The organism is Mesorhizobium sp. P2_E9, from assembly GCF_056403815.1.
On record NZ_JBFUET010000002.1, the window covers coordinates 503,972 to 521,529 of the forward strand.

General features: G+C 64.6%; 15 protein-coding genes. 13 read left to right on the forward strand and 2 right to left on the reverse strand.

Translation table 11 applies throughout. The features are described from left to right. The first annotated feature begins 235 nt into the window (after positions 1-235). The 6 genes from argE (at position 236) to AC1D05_RS05580 (ending at position 6,814) form a co-directional block, all read left to right on the forward strand. A complete protein-coding gene (argE, locus tag AC1D05_RS05555; protein ID WP_477438941.1) occupies positions 236-1,360 on the forward strand; it encodes an acetylornithine deacetylase in 1,125 nt (374 codons plus the stop codon). A gap of 12 nt (positions 1,361-1,372) precedes the next feature. Further along, complete coding sequence (locus AC1D05_RS05560) at positions 1,373-2,296, forward strand: 2-hydroxyacid dehydrogenase (RefSeq protein ID WP_477438943.1); 924 nt, start codon at positions 1,373-1,375, stop codon at positions 2,294-2,296. A 24-nt stretch (positions 2,297-2,320) separates the two neighbouring features. Then, positions 2,321-2,674 carry a cupin domain-containing protein gene (locus tag AC1D05_RS05565; RefSeq protein WP_477438945.1) on the forward strand — a complete coding sequence of 118 codons (354 nt, stop codon included), beginning with the start codon at positions 2,321-2,323 and terminating at the stop codon, positions 2,672-2,674. A 147-nt stretch (positions 2,675-2,821) separates the two neighbouring features. Further along, the gene (locus AC1D05_RS05570; protein WP_477438947.1) at positions 2,822-4,285 is read left to right on the forward strand and encodes an aldehyde dehydrogenase family protein; all 1,464 of its coding nucleotides are present in this window, start codon (positions 2,822-2,824) and stop codon (positions 4,283-4,285) included. Between the two features lie 10 nt (positions 4,286-4,295). Continuing rightward, the gene (locus tag AC1D05_RS05575; protein ID WP_477438949.1) at positions 4,296-5,339 is read left to right on the forward strand and encodes a tartrate dehydrogenase; all 1,044 of its coding nucleotides are present in this window, start codon (positions 4,296-4,298) and stop codon (positions 5,337-5,339) included. Between the two features lie 17 nt (positions 5,340-5,356). Then, positions 5,357-6,814 carry an NAD-dependent succinate-semialdehyde dehydrogenase gene (locus AC1D05_RS05580; RefSeq protein WP_477438951.1) on the forward strand — a complete coding sequence of 486 codons (1,458 nt, stop codon included), beginning with the start codon at positions 5,357-5,359 and terminating at the stop codon, positions 6,812-6,814. Between the two features lie 37 nt (positions 6,815-6,851). On the opposite strand, the gene AC1D05_RS05585 is transcribed toward AC1D05_RS05580, so the two are convergent. Continuing rightward, complete coding sequence (locus AC1D05_RS05585) at positions 6,852-8,126, reverse strand: NAD(P)/FAD-dependent oxidoreductase (protein ID WP_477438953.1); 1,275 nt, start codon at positions 8,124-8,126, stop codon at positions 6,852-6,854. Positions 8,127-8,143: 17 nt separating this feature from the next. Continuing rightward, on the reverse strand, positions 8,144-8,812 hold the full coding sequence (locus AC1D05_RS05590; RefSeq protein WP_477438955.1) for a haloacid dehalogenase type II: 669 nt from the start codon (positions 8,810-8,812) through the stop codon (positions 8,144-8,146). 320 nt (positions 8,813-9,132) lie between these two features. Between AC1D05_RS05590 and AC1D05_RS05595 the strand changes: the two genes are divergently transcribed. The 7 genes from AC1D05_RS05595 to AC1D05_RS05625 all read left to right on the forward strand — a co-directional run bounded on the left by AC1D05_RS05595 (position 9,133) and on the right by AC1D05_RS05625 (position 17,531). Then, entirely contained in the window at positions 9,133-9,972 is an 840-nt protein-coding gene (locus AC1D05_RS05595; RefSeq protein WP_477438957.1) for a GNAT family N-acetyltransferase, read from the forward strand. Between the two features lie 13 nt (positions 9,973-9,985). Further along, positions 9,986-11,359: an aminotransferase class III-fold pyridoxal phosphate-dependent enzyme gene (locus AC1D05_RS05600; protein ID WP_477438959.1), complete on the forward strand. Its 1,374-nt coding sequence runs from the start codon at positions 9,986-9,988 to the stop codon at positions 11,357-11,359. A gap of 267 nt (positions 11,360-11,626) precedes the next feature. After that, positions 11,627-12,319 (forward strand): HAD-IA family hydrolase, encoded by a 693-nt coding sequence (locus AC1D05_RS05605; RefSeq protein WP_477439132.1) that lies wholly within the window; start codon positions 11,627-11,629, stop codon positions 12,317-12,319. A gap of 64 nt (positions 12,320-12,383) precedes the next feature. Beyond that, the gene (locus tag AC1D05_RS05610; RefSeq protein WP_477438961.1) at positions 12,384-13,994 is read left to right on the forward strand and encodes an ABC transporter substrate-binding protein; all 1,611 of its coding nucleotides are present in this window, start codon (positions 12,384-12,386) and stop codon (positions 13,992-13,994) included. 86 nt (positions 13,995-14,080) lie between these two features. Then, complete coding sequence (locus AC1D05_RS05615; protein WP_095775982.1) at positions 14,081-15,031, forward strand: ABC transporter permease; 951 nt, start codon at positions 14,081-14,083, stop codon at positions 15,029-15,031. Between the two features lie 2 nt (positions 15,032-15,033). Further along, complete coding sequence (locus AC1D05_RS05620; RefSeq protein ID WP_477439134.1) at positions 15,034-15,879, forward strand: ABC transporter permease; 846 nt, start codon at positions 15,034-15,036, stop codon at positions 15,877-15,879. Then, on the forward strand, positions 15,876-17,531 hold the full coding sequence (locus AC1D05_RS05625) for an ABC transporter ATP-binding protein (protein ID WP_477438963.1): 1,656 nt from the start codon (positions 15,876-15,878) through the stop codon (positions 17,529-17,531). The genes AC1D05_RS05620 and AC1D05_RS05625 overlap by 4 nt, the downstream gene beginning before the upstream one ends. The last annotated feature ends 27 nt before the right edge of the window (positions 17,532-17,558 follow it).

Consider the following 17,558-nt stretch of genomic DNA (forward strand, 5'->3'; position numbering starts at 1 on the left):
CTAAAAGATTATCGTACCGAGCGCGACGCACTGGTGGCCACCCTCTGCCCGCCAACGCTAAACGAGCAGACCGATACGATTTGCTCGAAAGCCGCCCAGCAACGCAAGATTCAACTGAAACATTTCAGCTTTCGGCACGCAATCGCGAAAGAACGCGCACATCCTCCTTGGAAATCTGGCAGCACATGGTCGACGGCACCGATTCCGGCGAACCCGAAACGCTTTGAGGGCTGGAATGGACGTCTTCGACATCCTCGACCGTCTCGTCGCCTTTCCATCGGTCGCCGGCAGGCCGAATGGCGATATGGCCGGCTGGATCGAGGCCTATCTCGCAAAGCAGGGAACGCAGGTTACCCTGCTTCGAGGACCGGAAGGCGACCGGTCCAATCTGTTCGCGACGATCGGCCCCGCCGAGGTCCCTGGGTATATCCTGTCCGGCCATATGGACGTCGTTCCCGCCAGCGAGCCGCAATGGAGTTCGAACCCTTTCGCGCTGCGCCGGGAGGGCGAACGGCTCTACGGACGCGGCACCACGGACATGAAGGGGTTTCTTGCCGCGGTGCTCGCGGCCGTGCCTGCGCTGACGGGACTGCGCCTTGCCAGGCCAATCCACCTCGCCTTCTCCTATGACGAGGAGCTGGGATGCCGCGGCGTGCCGCATTTGATCGCCCGCCTCCCCGAACTTTGCGCAAAGCCGCTCGGCGTCATCGTCGGCGAGCCGAGCGGCATGCGCGCCGTGCGCGGCCACAAGGGCAAGGCGGCCGCCCGCGTAATTGTCAACGGGCGCTCCGGCCATTCCTCCCGGCCCGATCTCGGCCTCAACGCCATCCATGCCATGGCCGCTGCGCTGAACGCGGCCGTGAGCGAAGCCGAGCGGCTGACGCACGGTCCGTTCGACCCTGCCTTCGAGCCGCCCTACTCCTCGCTGCAGGCGGGCGTGGTGGCGGGCGGACATCAGGTCAACATCATCCCCGACACCTGCACGCTGGACCTGGAGGCGCGCGCCATACCTGGCGTCGACCCGGCGAGCCTGCTGGCGCCTGTAAGGGTGCGGGCAGAGGCCCTTGCGGCCGATGGCTTTCGCATCGAGTGGACACCGATGAGCGCCTATCCGGCGATGTCGCTGCCGCCAGACGCACCGCTAGCGGGACTGCTGCATGCCTTGACCGGCGAGGTGCCGCTTGCCGCCGTCAGCTACGGTACGGAGGCCGGGCTTTACCAGGCCGCCGGGCTCGATGCGATCATCTGCGGCCCCGGCGACATCGACCGCGCCCACAAGCCGGACGAGTACATCCTTGCCAGCGAGCTCACGGCCTGCCAGCGATTGATCGAGGCCCTGGGCGCCCGCTGCGCGGCTTGACGAGGAACCGGAATGACATTTCTGTTCAACTCCGATGCGCGCCGCGGGGCGGTCTTCGCCGATGCCTTCGCGAGAGAGCTGCCGGACGTCCCCTTCACGATGGATGCCGCAACGGTCGATCCCGACACCGTGCGTTACCTGATCAGCTGGACCGTGCCGGATAATCTCGGCCGCTACAGGAACCTGGAAATCCTGTTTTCCATCGGCGCCGGCGTCGACCAGTTCCGCCTCGATGCGGTGCCTGCGAACGTGAAGATCGTACGCATGATCGAGGACGGCATCGTGCGCATGATGCAGGAATATGTGACGCTTGCCGTGCTCGCGCTCCATCGCAACCTGCCTGGATATCTGGCGCAGCAGCGCGCCGGCGAATGGGCCGATATCGCGCAGCCACAGGCCGGGTCGCGCCGGGTCGGCGTGCTCGGCCTCGGGCAGCTTGGCCAAGCCATCCTCGACCGCCTGAAGCCCTTCGGCTTCCCGCTTGCAGGATGGAGCCGCTCGCCGCTGCGGATCGAGGGCGTGCCCTGTCATCATGGCGAGTCCGGGCTTAACGAGATGCTCGCGGCCAGCGACATATTGATCTGCTTGCTGCCGCTGACCAAGGAGACGCGCGGCTTCCTCGATGCCGAGCTGTTTGCGAAACTGCCCAAGGGCGCGGCGCTCGTCCACACCGGCCGGGGGCCGCAGCTCGACCAGGAAGCGCTTGTCGCCGCGCTCGACAGCGGCCACATTTCTGCGGCGATGATCGACGTCACCGATCCCGAACCCCTGCCGGCCGGCCATACGTTCTGGTCGCATCAGAAGGTCATTTTGACCCCGCATGTCGCCAGCGTCACCCAGCCCGCCAGCGCCGCACAGGCCGTTGTCGAAAACATCAGGCGTTACCGCGCCGGTCTTGACCCAATCGGGCTCGTCGACCGCTCGCGCGGCTATTGAACTTCAACATGAAAGGTCCATCCCTTGTCCCTGCTCAAGACCGTCGATACCAGCCCTGCCTTCCAGCCGCGCGAATCCGGGGCGCTGCCCGAACGGCTGATTGCCGGCAACCCCGCCTTCAAGACCTGGGCGCAGGATGTCGCCAAGGGCGACCTCGTCCATACCGGCGTCTGGGAGGCGACGCCGGGCGAAACGCGCTCGATCAAGGGCGAGACTTTCGAGTTCTGCCACATCCTCTCCGGCGTGATCGAAATCACGCCGGACGGCGGCAAGCCGGTGACCTACCGCGCCGGCGACAGCTTCGTGATGAAACCTGGCTTCACCGGGATTTGGAAGACCATCGAAACGGTCCGCAAGGTCTACGTAACCGTAGGGTAACGGGAGCGCGGAGGCACCGGCCTCCGCAACAGATTTTGCCGTCTGTCATCGCCGGCACACAACAATCATCCGCGACCGATCGCCGAACGGTGCATGCTGCGCTGCCGCCCGCGCTAGGCTCCAGCAGAATAGTCCAGAGTGGGTGCCATGGGCCTGAGCTTCGACCCGGATACCGTCTCCCTTCCCGTCGGCCATTTCATCGGCGGCGAACTGATCGCTGCCGAGGGTGAGATCGAGATGTGCCGCCCGTCGGACGGCAAGGCATATGCCGCCTGCCCGGTGGCAGGCGTCGATATGGTCGGCCGTGCCGTGGAAAGCGCCAAGGCGGCGCTGAAGGCCAGCAACTGGGGTGGTGTTCGGCCGCGCGAACGGACGAAGGCGCTCCAGGCCTGGGCCGACCTGATCGAGGCGGAGGCCGAAACGCTGGCCAGGATCGAGGCGCTGTGCTCCACGCGCCCGGTCGGCCAGCTCGTTGCCGGCGACATCGCCATCACCGCCGAGCAGATCCGCTTCTTTGCCGAATTCGCCGACAAGGAAGGCAGCGAGCTCGTGCCGACCGACGACGCCACTCTCGGCATGATCATGAGCGAGCCCTATGGCGTGGTCGGCGCGATCACGCCCTGGAATTTTCCGATCTCGATGGCCGGATGGAAGCTCGGCCCGGCATTGGCCGCGGGCAATGCGGTCGTGCTGAAGCCATCTGAAATGACGCCCTTCTCGGCAGTCTACATGGCGCAACTCGCCGTGAAAGCGGGCCTGCCGGCAGGGCTCATAAACGTGGTGCTGGGAGACGGTCCGACGACCGGCACGGCGCTGACCGGCCATCTCGATATCGCCAAGATCAGCTTCACCGGCTCGACCCGCGCCGGCTCGGCGATCATGGAGAACGTCGCCCGCACCGGCGTCAAGCCGATGACGCTGGAACTCGGCGGCAAGAGCCCGCAGATCGTCTTTGCCGATGCCGATCTGGACAAGGCGGCGACGGCCATCGCCGGCAGTGTCACCTTCAATGCCGGCCAGGCCTGCGTGGCCGGCACGCGGCTGATCGTCCAGAGGAGCGTGGCCGACAGGTTGATGGCCGCCATCCGGGAGAAGATAAAGGCGGTGCGGCCTGGCCCGACCTGGGACGACGCGACGCAGTATTCGCCTGTTATCTCGGAACGGCAGCGGGCGCGTGTCGACAGCATCGTGCGGGCCGCGATCGCGGCCGGCGGCGAATGCCTGACTGGTGGCGGCGTCATGGATAGCCCCGGCTATTTCTACCAGCCGACGCTGATCGCGGATGTCGACCAGGCCAATCCTGCAATCATCGAGGAAATCTTCGGCCCGGTCCTGACCATCCAGACCTTCGAAACCGAGGACGAGGCGCTGGCGCTGTCCAGCCATCCGACCTACGGGCTGGCGTCCGGCCTGTTCACCTCCGACCTGTCCCGCACGATCCGCTTCGCGCGCAAGCTCGAAGCGGGCACTGTCTGGGTCAACCGCTACAGCCGCTCGCGCGACCATATCCTGCCGACCGGCGGCTACAAGCGCTCCGGCATCGGCAAGGATCTCGGCCGCGAGGCCTATCTCGCCAACCGCAGGACCAAGAGCGTCCTGATCAGCCTGTGAAGGGATGCCGATGAACTCCTACTCGATCGCCCTGATCCCTGGTGACGGCATCGGCCACGATGTGACCGCCGCCGCCTGGTCGGTGCTGCAAACGGCAGCCGGAACCTTCGGCTTTGCCCTGGTGGGCACCGAATTCCCCTGGTCCTGCCGTTTCTTCAAGGAGACCGGCCGCATGATGCCGGAGGACGGCATCGAGACCTTGCGCGGCTTCGACGCCATCCTTCTCGGCGCCGTCGGCTGGCCGGCGGAGGTGCCGGATTCCGTTTCGCTGCATGGTCTCCTGCTGCCGATCCGCAAGGCGTTCGTGCAATATGCCAACATCCGGCCGCATCGCCTGCTGCCGGGCGTGACCGGCCCGCTGCGGGCGGAAAATTTCGACATATTGTGCATCCGCGAGAACACCGAAGGCGAATATTCGGGCGCCGGCGGACGCGTGCATCAAGGCACGCTGGACGAGGTCGCGGTGGAGACCTCGATCTTCACCCGCGCCGGCGTCGAGCGCATCCTGCGCTTCGGCTTCGAGCAGGCGCGGGTAAGACGCGGCAAGCTGGCCTCCGTCACCAAGTCCAACGCGCAGAAATACTCGATGGTGTTCTGGGACGAGATCACGCGAAAACTGGCTGCGGAGTACTCTGACGTCGCCGTGACCAGCTATCATGTCGATGCGCTCGCCGCGCGCATGATCATGGCGCCGGAGAGCCTCGACGTGGTCGTCGCCTCCAACCTGTTCGGCGACATTCTGACCGATATCGGCGCCGCGATTCAGGGCGGGCTCGGTTACGCCGCCTCGGCCAACATCAATCCCGACCGCTCGGCGCCATCCATGTTCGAGCCGGTGCACGGCTCGGCGCCCGACATCGCCCATCTCGGCATCGCCAATCCGATCGCCGCCATCTGGTCCGGCGCCATGATGCTCGATCATCTCGGCGAAAAGGCTGCGGCCGACCGCGTCATGAAGGCGGTCGAAGCCGCCACCGCTAGGGGCATAGGCACCATTCCCGGCAAGGACCGGACGGAAGCCATCACGGCCGCCGTCGTCGCCGCGCTCCCCTGATTGCAAGGTCGTATCCGATGAAAAACCTCAGAGACAAAAACCTCTTCCGCGAAGCCGGCCTGATTGGCGGCGAATGGGTCGCTGCAGGCTCCGGCAGGACGGTCGACGTCATCGATCCAGCAACCCAGGTGGCGATCGGCACTGTGCCCGACATGGCCGGGCCGGAGACCCGCGCGGCCATAGACGCCGCGGCTTCCGCCTATGGGAGCTGGAAGAAGAAGACCAACGCCGAGCGCGCTACGCTGCTGGAGGCATGGCATGGCCTGATGCTGGCGCATCTGGACGATCTGGCGCTGATCCTGACGACCGAACAGGGCAAGCCGCTGGACGAGGCCAAAGGCGAGATCCGCTACGGCGCGTCCTTCGTCAAATGGTTCGCCGAAGAGGCGCGCCGTATCAATGGCCACACCATCCCCTCGCCCACGTCCGACCGCCGCATCATCGTGCTGAAGGAACCGGTCGGGGTATGCGGCATCATCACGCCGTGGAACTTCCCCAATGCGATGATCACCCGCAAGGTCGCGCCGGCATTGGCCGCCGGCTGCACGGTGGTCATCAAGCCGTCCGAGTTCACGCCCTATTCGGCGCTAGCGCTCGGCGTGCTGGCCGAGCGCGCCGGCATCCCCGCCGGCGTCATCAACATCGTCACCGGCATGCCCACGGAGATCGGCAACGAGATCATGGCGAACGAGGCCGTCCGCAAAATCTCCTTCACCGGCTCGACGCGGGTCGGCTCGCTGCTGATGCGCGGGGCGGCTGACAGCGTGAAGCGGCTCAGCCTCGAACTCGGCGGCAACGCGCCCTTCATCATCTTCGACGACGCCGATCTCGACCTCGCCGTCGAGGGTGCACTGGTCTCGAAGTTCCGCAATGGCGGCCAGACCTGCGTCTGCGCCAACCGCATCCTCGTCCAGGCCGGCGTCTACGAAACCTTCGCCGCCAAGCTATCCGCGCGTGTCAACGCCATGACGGTGGGGCCGGGCACGCAGCCCGGCGTCGCCATCGGGCCGATGATCAACATGGCGGCGGTCGAGAAGATCAACCGCCACGTCGAGGACGCGCTTGCCAAGGGTGCTGCGATCATCACCGAGACGCCCGCATTGCCCGACGGCCCTCAGTATGTCGCGCCGCTGGTGCTGACCGGCGCCACAAAGGAGATGCAGCTTGCCGGTGAGGAAACGTTCGGTCCGGTGGCGCCGCTTTTCCGGTTCGAGACGGAAGAGGAAGCAATCGCGCTGGCCAATGGCACGCCCTATGGGCTTGCCTCGTACTTCTACACCGAGAATTTGAAACGCGCCTGGCGCGTCGGCGAGGCGTTGGAGTTCGGCATGGTGGGCTTGAACACCGGCTCGGTCTCGATCGAAGTCGCCCCCTTCGGCGGCGTCAAACTGTCCGGCCTGGGCCGAGAGGGGGCGCAGGCCGGCATCGAGGAATACCTCGAGATGAAAAGCTTTCACATCGGCGGGCTGAGCTGAGGCAGTTCTTTTTGCCGAAGTCGGGCCGGACCGGCGATCACTGAATCCGGTCGAGCGCCTTGTAGTAGAGGCCGACCATCGGCAGGAACCACGGTTTGCCGGAATAGCCGGGAATGGCAGGCCATTCGAGCCCCTTCAGCGGATTGCGATCTTCGCGGCCGAGCATGGCATCGGCCAGGATCATGCCGAGATGGGTGGAGAGCTGCGCGCCGTGGCCGGAATAGCCCATCGCGAACCAGACCCCGTCATGATAGCCGGCGCGCGGAAAACGGTCCTTGGTCATGTCGACCAGCCCGCCCCAGCAATAGTCGATCTCGACCTTGGCGAGTTGCGGGAAGATCGCGGCGAGGCCGGCCCGCAATATCTCTCCGCTCCTGGCGTCGGAGCGCTGGTCCGATGTCGCCGAAAAGCGTGCGCGGCCGCCGAAGATCAGGCGGTTGTCAGGCGACAGCCGGAAGTAGTTGCCGATGTTCATCGAGGTCACGCATGTCCGGTTGCCCGGCATGGTCGTGGCGATCTCGGCGTCGCTCAACGGCCGCGTGGCGATGATAAAGCTGCCGACGGAGATGATCCTGCGGCGGAAATAGCCGAAGTCAGGCGTGGTGTAGGCGCCGGTCGCCACCAGCACATTGTCGGCGCTGATCCGGCCGCGCGAAGTGGTCAGTTCATGCCTGCTGCCGGCCTGCTTGCGGTCGGTCACCGCAGCGTTCTCGTGGATTGTGGCGCCGTGGCGGGCGGCTGAAGTGGCGAGACCCGCCACATAGCGGCCCATATGCATCATGGCGCTCTTCTTCGACAGCATCGCGCCGTGGAAAGGTGAACCGATCTCGGATTTGAGGTCCGCCGCCGACAGCAGCGCGGTATCCGGATCCACCTCGGCATGGAGGGCTTCGAAGTTGCGGGCGATTGATGCAAAATGCTGCGGCTTGGAGGCAAGCTTCAGCTTGCCGGCACGGCGGAAATCGCAGTCGATGCCTTCCTCGGCGACCAGCGCCTCGATTGTATCGACGGAGTCGTCGAGTGCCCGGTAGAGCGCGATCGCTCGCTCCTTGCCGAGCTCCGCCTTGGCGGAGAGGTAGCTGTGGGCGAGACCGTTGTTGAGGTGTCCGCCGTTGCGGCCGGATGCGCCCCAGCCGACACGCTGCGCCTCCAGCACGACGACCTTGGCACCGGCCTTCGCCAGCTGGCGCGCGGCGGCAAGACCGGTGAAGCCGCCGCCGATGATGGCGGCATCGTAGTGCCCCTCGACCGGGCCTTGCGCCCCGCCGGAAAAGACCGGGGCGGTGTCGTGCCAGTAGGAGACGAACTTCATTGGCAATCCGCCTGTTTCTAAAGACCGACCACGCCTGGAAGACCCGAAATGTCCGGTATCTCGACATAGCCGTAATACGGGTTGGCCGGTTCGTGTCCACGATTGACCCAGACCTTGTTCTTGATGCCGAGATCGTGCGCCGACATCAGGTCGTAGCGGAATGAAGACGAGCAGTGAAGAACATCCTCCGGGCCGCAGCCCAGCCTGTCGAACATGTATTCGAAGGCTTGGAAGCGGGGCTTGTAGGCCTGCGCCTGCTCGGCCGTGTAGACGGCATGGAACGGCGCGCCGAGCTTTTCGACATTGGACATGATCTGCGCGTTCATGGCGTTGGACAGGATGACCAGCGGAATCTCCTTGGCCACCTTCGCCAGGCCGGCCGGAACATCGGCGTGCGGCCCCCAGGTCGGGACACGCTCGTAGATCATCCCAGCGTCGTCGGCGCTGAAGGCGACGCCGTTGCGCTTGCAGGTGCGCTCGAGCGCATTGTGGACGACGTCGGCATAGGGCTTCCAGTCGCCCATGATCTCGTCGAGCCGATACGCCGCGAAGTTCTTGATGAATTCCTGCATGCGCGGCTCGTCGAGCCGGCTGCCATAGAGATCGCGCGCCGCTTCCGCCATCTGGAAAAAGGTCAACGTGCCGTAGCAGTCGAAGGTGATGTATTTGGGCCTGAAGGAAGCCATGTCAGTCGATCTCCGGTGGAAGCACATCCGCGCTGGGATGTATTTCATCATAGGACGGCCGGTGGCGACCCACCTGACCGAAATCGCCCTCCCGAAAGCAGAAAGTTCCGTATCCGCCATCCGGTTTGGCACGCTGTAGCATCTGGCGTGTCGATCGCGGCGCCGCGATCGGCCTGAAACGCATCCTCCGCGGACGATGCCAGCACAAGATGCGGCGCACCGCTTGCGCTACGGCGAAAGATACCGCCGAAGCCAATGCCTTCAGATGATCTGCGGCGCGCCGATGGCCGAGACTTGGGCGCCAGACGGAAGGATGCCTCATGCAGCAGGGCGAGATCGAACTCCAGGCCTTCGGGCCGGACCATATCGAGGGCGCCGTGGCGCTTTCTCGCCAGGAGAATTGGCCGCATCGCCCGCAGGACTGGCAGATGGCGCTGCAGCTCTCGACCGGTGCGGTCGCGCTCGACGACCAGGGCCGCGTCACCGGAACCATCCTGGTAACGCCCTACGGCGCGGATTGCGCCATGATCAACATGGTGATCGTCGACAGGACTGTGCGGGGCAAGGGGCTTGGGCGCCGGCTGATGGATCAGGCCTTCGTCCTTGCCGGCGACCGACCGCTGCGGCTCGTCGCGACAGCGGACGGCATGCCTCTCTATGAAAAGCTCGGCTTCGTGCCGTCCGGTACGATCCGGCAACATCAGGGCAACGTTGCCAAGCTTGGTGCGCCCGACGGCGTGGAAGCCGCAGGCATCGCCGATCTCCCCGAAATCAAGGCGCTGGACCGCGACGCCTACGGTGCGGACCGCGAAGCTCTGATCGATGCGCTGGCGGAGCGCGGCCAGTTCGCCGTCATCCGCCGCAACGGTGCCATCGAGGCCTATGCCGCCATCCGCCCGTTCGGACGCGGCGAGGTGATCGGTCCGGTCATCGCGGGAAGCACCGACGAGGCGAAGGCCCTGATCGGCTTCTTTGCCGCGCCGCGTTCCGGCGCCTTCCTGCGCGTCGATACCGGCAGCGGGACCGGCATTGCCGGCTGGCTCGAGGAAATCGGCCTCGCCCATGTCGGCGGCGGTGTAGCGATGGACCGTCCGTCCAAGAAGGGCGCGGAACAGGCCAGGCCAAAAGTTTACGCCCTCGCCAACCAGGCGCTCGGCTAGTCGGAGAACAACAATGCTCGCCAATTCACTGATCGAACTCGACCGTGCTCATTTGATCCACCCGGTCTCTTCATACCGTGGTCATGAGGCGCACGGCGTGCGCGTGCTGAAATCGGCGAAGGGGGCGACCGTCACCGATGCGTCCGGCCGGCAACTTCTCGACGGCTTCGCTGGACTGTGGTGCGTCAACGCCGGTTACGGCCACGACAGCATCGTCGAGGCGGCGGCCCGGCAGATGCGCGAGCTTCCCTACGCCACCGCCTATTTCGACCTCGGCTCGGAGCCGGCCATCCGGCTCGCCTCGGAGCTGGCCGAGCGTGCGCCAGGAGATCTCAATCACGTCTTTTTCACGCTTGGCGGGTCGGACGCGGTCGACAGCACGATCCGCTTCGTCCGCTACTACTGGAATGCCAAAGGCGAGCCGCAACGCGACCAGTTCATTTCCATCGAGCAGGGTTATCACGGGTCGTCGGTGGTCGGCGCCGGCCTGACCGCCCTGCCCGCTTTTCACGCCGGTTTCGGCATTCCCTTCGAATGGCAGCACAAGATCCCCTCCCCCTATCCCTATCGCAACCCGGTCGGCGAGGACGGCAACGCGATCATCGCCGCATCGCGCGCCGCGCTGAAGGCCAAGATCGAGGCAATCGGGCCGGAGCGGGTCGCTGCCTTCTATGCCGAGCCGATCCAGGGCTCGGGCGGCGTCATCGTCCCGCCGAAGGGCTGGATCAAGGCGATGCGCGAACTCTGCCGGGAGTACGGCATCCTTTTCATCGCCGACGAGGTGATCACCGGTTTCGGCCGCACGGGACCCTTGTTTGCCTGTACCGATGAGGACATCGTTCCCGATTTCATGACGACCGCGAAGGGGCTGACCTCGGGCTATGTTCCCATGGGCGCCGTGTTCATGGCCGATCATGTCTATGATGTCATCGCCGATGGCGCGGGCGCCTCGGCGGTCGGCCACGGCTACACCTATTCCGCCCACCCCGTCAGCGCCGCCGTCGCGCTCGAAGTGTTGAAGCTCTACGAAGACGGCCTATTGGAGAATGGCATCAAGGCCGGCGCTCGCCTGATGGCGGGCCTGGAGAGCCTAAGGAGCCACCCGCTCGTCGGCGACGTGCGCGGTCGAGGCATGCTTGCCGCCGTCGAACTGGTGATCGACAAGGAAAAGAAGACACCACTTCCGACATCGGCAATGCCGGCGCGGCGCATCTTCGACAGGGCCTGGGACAACGGCCTCATCATCCGTGCCTTTGCGCATGGAGTTCTCGGCTATGCACCGCCGCTCTGCTGCACCGACGCCGACATCGACGCGATCATCGAGCGCACGCGCCGTACGCTCGACCAGACGCTGGACGATCCCGATGTCCGCCAGGCTCTGGCATGATGGCGGCGAAATATGTCGTGTCTCGAAATATCGCCGGAGCAGACGATTTCGCAATTTTGTGCCGCCCCCTCACGCCTTTTCGGCGAATCCAGCGCGGGGGAAGTGCCAGACTGCTTATAAGACAAGGCCAGAAAGCTTGGATTTCCGGGCCTTCGAAAAAGGCCGACGCCCCGGACAGCACGGAATTTTGTTCTGTTCAACACATGCAATTCGGCCGCGCGCAGAGGAGACCCAGTCTTGGCCAGGGGCTTTAGCGAATTCAAATACATGACCTTCGATGTCGTCGGCACGCTGATCGACTTCGAAGGCGGGATCACGACCTGCTTGGCGGGAATCGCTGCCGAGGCCGGCGTTTCGCTTGATGGCGAGGAAGCGCTAAGCCTTTACCGGCAGGCCCGCTACATGCCCGATGCGAGCCTGTTTCCCGACGATCTCGTACGTGTCTACATGGTCATCGCGCCACGGCTAGGCCTGCCGGCCGAGGAGAAATACGGCATCCGCCTGCGGGACTCCGCCAGCCTCTGGCAAGGCTTTCCCGACAGCGCGGCGGCATTGGCGGAGCTTGCGAAATCGCACCGGCTGATCGCTATGACCAATGCCCGGCGCTGGGCGCTCGATCATTTCGAGAAGCAGCTCGGATCGCCCTTCTTCGCCACCTTCACGGCCGACGATACAGGCACGGAAAAACCGGACCCGGCCTTCTTCCAGAAGGTCTTCGATTTCGTAGCCTCAAGGGGCGACAGCAAGGATGACATCCTGCACGTCGCGCAAAGCCAGTATCACGATATCGGCATATCCCGGGCGCTTGGCATGACCAACTGCTGGATCGAGCGCCGGCATGCCCAGAAGGGCTATGGCGGCACGATCGAGCCCGAGCGCTTCACCGTGCCGGACTACCACTTCACCTCAATGGCCGCGTTGTCCTCGGCCGTGCGGGAAAGCCTGAAGCAACGAACCTGAGCCCAAGCCCGGAAAGCCGCGTCAAGACGAGCAACCCGGAAAACAAACAGAAAGGGGAATGATTATGACCGACAAGATCACGAACTGGACCAGCGCAGACTATGCCATGGTCGAAAATGCCATTCGGCGGGGCGCGAGCCGCCGCGAACTCCTCAAGATGCTGTTGGCCGGCGGCGCCGCGGTTGCCGCGGGCAGCATGGTGCTTGGCCGCGCCACCAATGCCGTCGCCGCCACGCCGGTTTCCGGCGGGAGCTTCAAGGCCGCCGGCTGGTCGTCCTCGACCGCCGACACGCTCGACCCGGCAAAGGCGTCGCTGTCTACCGACTATGTCCGCTGCTGCTCGCTCTACAACCGCCTGACTTTCCTCGACAAGGATGGCGTCACGCAGATGGAGCTGGCTGAAAGCTTCGACAGCAAGGACGCCAAGACCTGGACCGTGAAGCTGCGCAAGGGCGTCACTTTCCACGACGGCAAGGACCTCACCGCCGACGACGTCGTCTTCTCGATGAAGCGCCATCTCGATCCGGCGGTCGGATCCAAGGTCGCCAAGATCGCCGCGCAGATGACCGGCTTCAAGGCGGTCGACAAATCGACCGTGGAAATCACGCTGGCCGATCCGAATGCCGACCTTCCGACCATCCTGGCGCTGCACCACTTCATGATCGTGGCGGATGGAACCACCGACTTCTCCAAGGGCAATGGCACCGGCGCCTTTGTGCTGCAAACGTTCGAACCGGGCGTGCGGTCGGTCGTCACCAAGAACAAGAACTACTGGAAATCCGGCAAGCCCTACCTGGACTCGTTCGAATTCATCGCCATCAGCGACGACAGCGCCCGCGTCAACGCCCTGCTTTCCGGTGACATCAACTTCGCCGCCTCGATCAATCCGCGCGCGATGAAGCTCATCGGCGGCCAGCAGGGCTTCGAATTGTCGAAGACGACCTCCGGCAACTACACCGACCTCAACATCCGGCTCGACATGGATCCCGGCAACAAGGCCGACTTCGTGACCGGCATGAAATACCTCGTCAACCGCGAGCAGATCGTCAAATCGGCATTGCGCGGCCTTGGCGAAGTCGGCAACGACCAGCCCGTCTCGCCGGCGAACATCTTCCACAATGCCGACCTCAAGCCAAAGGCCTTCGACCCCGACAAGGCCAAGTTCCACTTCCAGAAGTCGGGCCTGCTCGGTCAGTCCATCCCGGTGGTCGCCTCCGATGCCGCGACCTCGTCGATCGACATGGCGGTGATCATCCAGGCCGCCGGCGCCGATATCGGTATGAAGCTCGATGTCCAGCGCGTCCCGTCCGACGGCTACTGGGACAATTACTGGCTCAAGGCGCCGGTCCATTTCGGCAACATCAATCCGCGCCCGACGCCGGACATCCTGTTCTCGCTGCTCTACGCCTCCAACGCGCCCTGGAATGAAAGCCAGTACAAGTCGGAGAAGTTCGACAAGCTGATGATCGAGGCGCGCGGCTCGCTCGACCAGGCCAAGCGCAAGGAAATCTACGGCCAGATGCAGACCATGGTCTCCGAGGAGGCCGGCACCATCATCCCGGCCTACATTTCCAACGTCGATGCCCTCTCCAGCAAGGTGAAGGGTTTGGAGGCGAACCCGCTCGGTGGCATGATGGGCTACGCAATGGCGGAATATCTCTGGCTCGAAGCCTGAGAGGCGCCTGCCAGGGACCGGACAGCCGGTCCCTGGCACCTATTGCGCAACATGGCTTGGCCGAACGCAACCGCAGGAGCGCTTCCATGACGTCTGGGGTTCTAAACCTCGTGCTGAAGCGGCTGGCGATCGCGGTCGTCACGCTTCTGATCGTCCTGTTCGCCGTGTTCTTCGCCACCAGCATGCTGCCCGGCGACACCGCGTCGATCCTGCTTGGCCAGGCGGCGACCCCGGAAGCCGTCGCCGGCCTGCGCGAGGCCATGCATCTCAACGATCCGGCAATCCTGCGCTTCCTGCGCTGGCTTCTCGGTCTGCTCCACGGCGATCTCGGCACCTCCTATGCCAATGAGATGCCGGTTGCGGCGCTGATCGGCGGGCGCTTCGTCAACACCATGGAACTCGCCGGCATCACCACGCTGCTCTCGGTGCCGCTGGCGCTGACGTTGGGCATCACCGCCGCGATGCTGCGCGGTTCCCTCTACGACCGCACCGTCACCATTCTTGCGATCGGCGTCATCTCGGTGCCGGAGTTCATGGTCGCGACCCTCGCGGTTCTGCTCTTCGCCGTCTATCTCAAATGGCTGCCGGCGCTGTCCTCGGTCAATGAGGCGCATACGCTGACCGACCTCGTGCGCATCTATGCAATGCCGGTGATCACGCTCACCTTCGTCATCTCCGCCCAGATGATCCGCATGACTCGCGCCGCGGTGATCGAAACGCTCTCCACGCCCTATGTCGAGATGGCGCTTCTCAAAGGCGCATCACGCGGCCGCATGGTGCTCAAGCACGCACTTCCCAATGCGCTCGGGCCGATCGTCAACGCGGTTGCGCTGTCGCTGTCCTATCTGGTCGGCGGCGTCATCATCGTGGAGACGATCTTCAACTATCCCGGTATCGCCAAGCTGATGGTCGATGCGGTCGCGACCCGCGACCTGCCGCTGATCCAGAGCTGCGCGATGATCTTCTGCCTCGGCTATCTCTTGCTCATCACGATCGCCGACATCATCGCCATCATGTCCAACCCGAGGCTCAGGTGACGATGGCGCGCGTGGCAGCTTCCCGGCGGTCCTTCCTGGGTCACAGTTACAATCTCGTGGGCGTCGTGGCCGCGCTGGTCATCCTAGCGTGGACGCTGATCGCCATCTTCGCGCCCACCATCATTCCCCATTCGATCGGCGACATCGTCGACGACGATTATTTCGGCCCGATGCGTCAGGGCCTGTGGCTCGGCTCGGACTATCTGGGGCGCGACATGCTCTCGCGGGTGCTGATGGGCGCGCGTTACACCGTCGGCATATCGCTCGCCGCCGTCGTCATCGCCTGCTTCTCGGGCGTGGTGCTGGGGATGATCGCGGCCGTCACCGGCGGTTGGCTCGACACCTGCCTCAGCCGCTTCCTCGACGCCATGAACTCCATCCCCAGCAAGCTGTTCGGCCTTGTGGTCGTCGCCGCGGTCGGCTCGTCGATCCCGGCGCTGATCCTGACGCTCGCCGTCATCTATATACCGGGCGCCTACCGCTTCGCGCGGGCGCTTGCCGTCAACATCAACACCATGGACTTCATGACCGTCGCTCGCGTCCGCGGCGAAAGCATCGCCTACCTCATCGGCTCCGAGATCCTGCCCAACATCATCCGTCCGGTGCTGGCCGATTTCGGCCTGCGCTTCGTCTTCATCGTGCTCTTGCTCTCCGGCCTGTCCTTCCTCGGGCTCGGCCTGCAGCCGCCGCTCGCCGACTGGGGTGCGCTGGTGCGCGAGAACATAGGCGGCCTGCCCTTCGCCGCACCCGCCGTCATCGTTCCCTCGCTGGCGATCGCCAGCCTCACCATCAGCGTCAACCTGCTGATCGACAACCTGCCGCAGAAGATCAGGGACCGCGACGCATGAGCAATCTGGTCGAGGTCAGGAACCTGAGGATCGAGGCGACGACAGACGGCGGACGTATCGTCGAAATCATCAAGGGCGTCAGCCTCGACATCGCCGACGGCGAGATCGTCGCCCTGATCGGCGAGAGCGGCTCCGGCAAGACGACGGTGGCGCTGTCGCTGATGGGCTATGCGCGGCCCGGCTGCCGGATCATCGGCGGCGAGATCAATGTGAACGGCAAGAACATGGCCGCACTTTCCGAAAAGCAGCGCGCCAAATTGCGCGGCACCGACATTGCCTATGTTCCGCAAAGTGCCGCCGCATCCTTCAACCCTTCGTCCACCATCATGGAGCAGGTGATCGAGGTTACGCGCATCCATGGCCTAATGCCGCCAGAGCAGGCGCGCAAGCGCGCGATCGCGCTGTTCCGGGCCTTGTCACTGCCGGATCCGGAAGGGATCGGCGCGCGTTATCCGCACCAGGTTTCAGGCGGGCAATTGCAGCGGCTGTCGGCGGCCATGGCGCTGATCGGCGATCCCAAGCTGATGATCTTCGACGAGCCGACGACGGCACTCGACGTGACGACGCAGATCGACGTGCTGAAGGCATTCAAGTCGGTCATGCGGGCGGGCGGAATAGCGGGGGTCTATGTTTCCCACGACCTCGCGGTCGTCGCCCAGATCGCCGACCGCATCGTGGTGCTGAAGGGCGGCGAAGTGCAGGAGACCGGCACCACGGCTCAGATTCTTTCGGCTGCCCAGCACCCCTATACGCGCGAACTGCTGGCTGCCTTCGAGCCGAAACCTCGGCAAGCCCATGCGGACGCGGATGCCGGCGCGAAGCCGTTGCTGCGCATCGACCATGTGACCGCCGGCTATGGCGCGGTGCGGGCTGACGGACTGCCGCTTGTCCGCGCCGTCAATTCCGTCAGTCTGGTCGTCGAGAAGGGGCGCAATCTCGGCGTCATCGGCGAATCCGGCTGCGGAAAATCGACGCTGGCGCGCGTCATCGCCGGCATCCACCCGGCAGCGGCCGGCGACATCATCTTCGACGGCAAGGATTTGCAGCGCGCCGCGGGGAAACGCAGCCAGGACCAGCTGCGCGAGATGCAGATCGTTTTCCAGTATGCCGATACCGCGCTCAATCCGGCCAAGCCGGTGGAAGACATCATTGCCCGGCCGCTGGCCTTCTATCACGGGCTCGACAGACAGGCGCGCTCGAAGCGCGTCGACGAACTGCTCGACATGGTTCGCCTGCCGAGAACGCTGCGCTACCGCCGCCCGTCGGAACTCTCGGGCGGCCAGAAGCAGCGCGTGAACTTCGCGCGCGCCCTGGCGGCCGGCCCCAAGCTCATCATCTGCGACGAAATCACCTCAGCGCTCGACACGGTGGTGGCGGCGGCCGTAATCGAACTGCTCAAGGAGCTGCAGCGCGAGCTGGGCCTTTCCTACATTTTCATCAGCCACGACCTCTCCGTCGTCGAAGCGATCTGCGACGAAATCATGGTCATGTACAATGGTGAGCGGGTGGAGCAGATCACGCCCGACAGACTGCAGGCGCCCACCCACCCTTATTCGAAGCTTCTGTTCTCCTCCGTGCCGAAGCTTGACCCGACCTGGCTCGATGGCCTCGTCCGAGATCCCGAGTTGGTCAGCCAGTACGGCCATCGCTAGAGCGGCTCAGCATTTTACGGAAACGGT

What these genes read in the sequence shown, in the direction of transcription:
- argE (WP_477438941.1), top strand. Translation starts at nt 236, where the DNA reads ATGGACGTCTTCGACATCCTCGACCGTCTCGTCGCCTTTCCATCGGTC.
- AC1D05_RS05560 (WP_477438943.1), top strand. Translation starts at nt 1,373, where the DNA reads ATGACATTTCTGTTCAACTCCGATGCGCGCCGCGGGGCGGTCTTCGCC.
- AC1D05_RS05570 (WP_477438947.1), top strand. Translation starts at nt 2,822, where the DNA reads ATGGGCCTGAGCTTCGACCCGGATACCGTCTCCCTTCCCGTCGGCCAT.
- AC1D05_RS05575 (WP_477438949.1), top strand. Translation starts at nt 4,296, where the DNA reads ATGAACTCCTACTCGATCGCCCTGATCCCTGGTGACGGCATCGGCCAC.
- AC1D05_RS05580 (WP_477438951.1), top strand. Translation starts at nt 5,357, where the DNA reads ATGAAAAACCTCAGAGACAAAAACCTCTTCCGCGAAGCCGGCCTGATT.
- AC1D05_RS05585 (WP_477438953.1), bottom strand. Translation starts at nt 8,126, where the DNA reads ATGAAGTTCGTCTCCTACTGGCACGACACCGCCCCGGTCTTTTCCGGC.
- AC1D05_RS05590 (WP_477438955.1), bottom strand. Translation starts at nt 8,812, where the DNA reads ATGGCTTCCTTCAGGCCCAAATACATCACCTTCGACTGCTACGGCACG.
- AC1D05_RS05595 (WP_477438957.1), top strand. Translation starts at nt 9,133, where the DNA reads ATGCAGCAGGGCGAGATCGAACTCCAGGCCTTCGGGCCGGACCATATC.
- AC1D05_RS05600 (WP_477438959.1), top strand. Translation starts at nt 9,986, where the DNA reads ATGCTCGCCAATTCACTGATCGAACTCGACCGTGCTCATTTGATCCAC.
- AC1D05_RS05605 (WP_477439132.1), top strand. Translation starts at nt 11,627, where the DNA reads ATGACCTTCGATGTCGTCGGCACGCTGATCGACTTCGAAGGCGGGATC.
- AC1D05_RS05610 (WP_477438961.1), top strand. Translation starts at nt 12,384, where the DNA reads ATGACCGACAAGATCACGAACTGGACCAGCGCAGACTATGCCATGGTC.
- AC1D05_RS05615 (WP_095775982.1), top strand. Translation starts at nt 14,081, where the DNA reads ATGACGTCTGGGGTTCTAAACCTCGTGCTGAAGCGGCTGGCGATCGCG.
- AC1D05_RS05620 (WP_477439134.1), top strand. Translation starts at nt 15,034, where the DNA reads ATGGCGCGCGTGGCAGCTTCCCGGCGGTCCTTCCTGGGTCACAGTTAC.
- AC1D05_RS05625 (WP_477438963.1), top strand. Translation starts at nt 15,876, where the DNA reads ATGAGCAATCTGGTCGAGGTCAGGAACCTGAGGATCGAGGCGACGACA.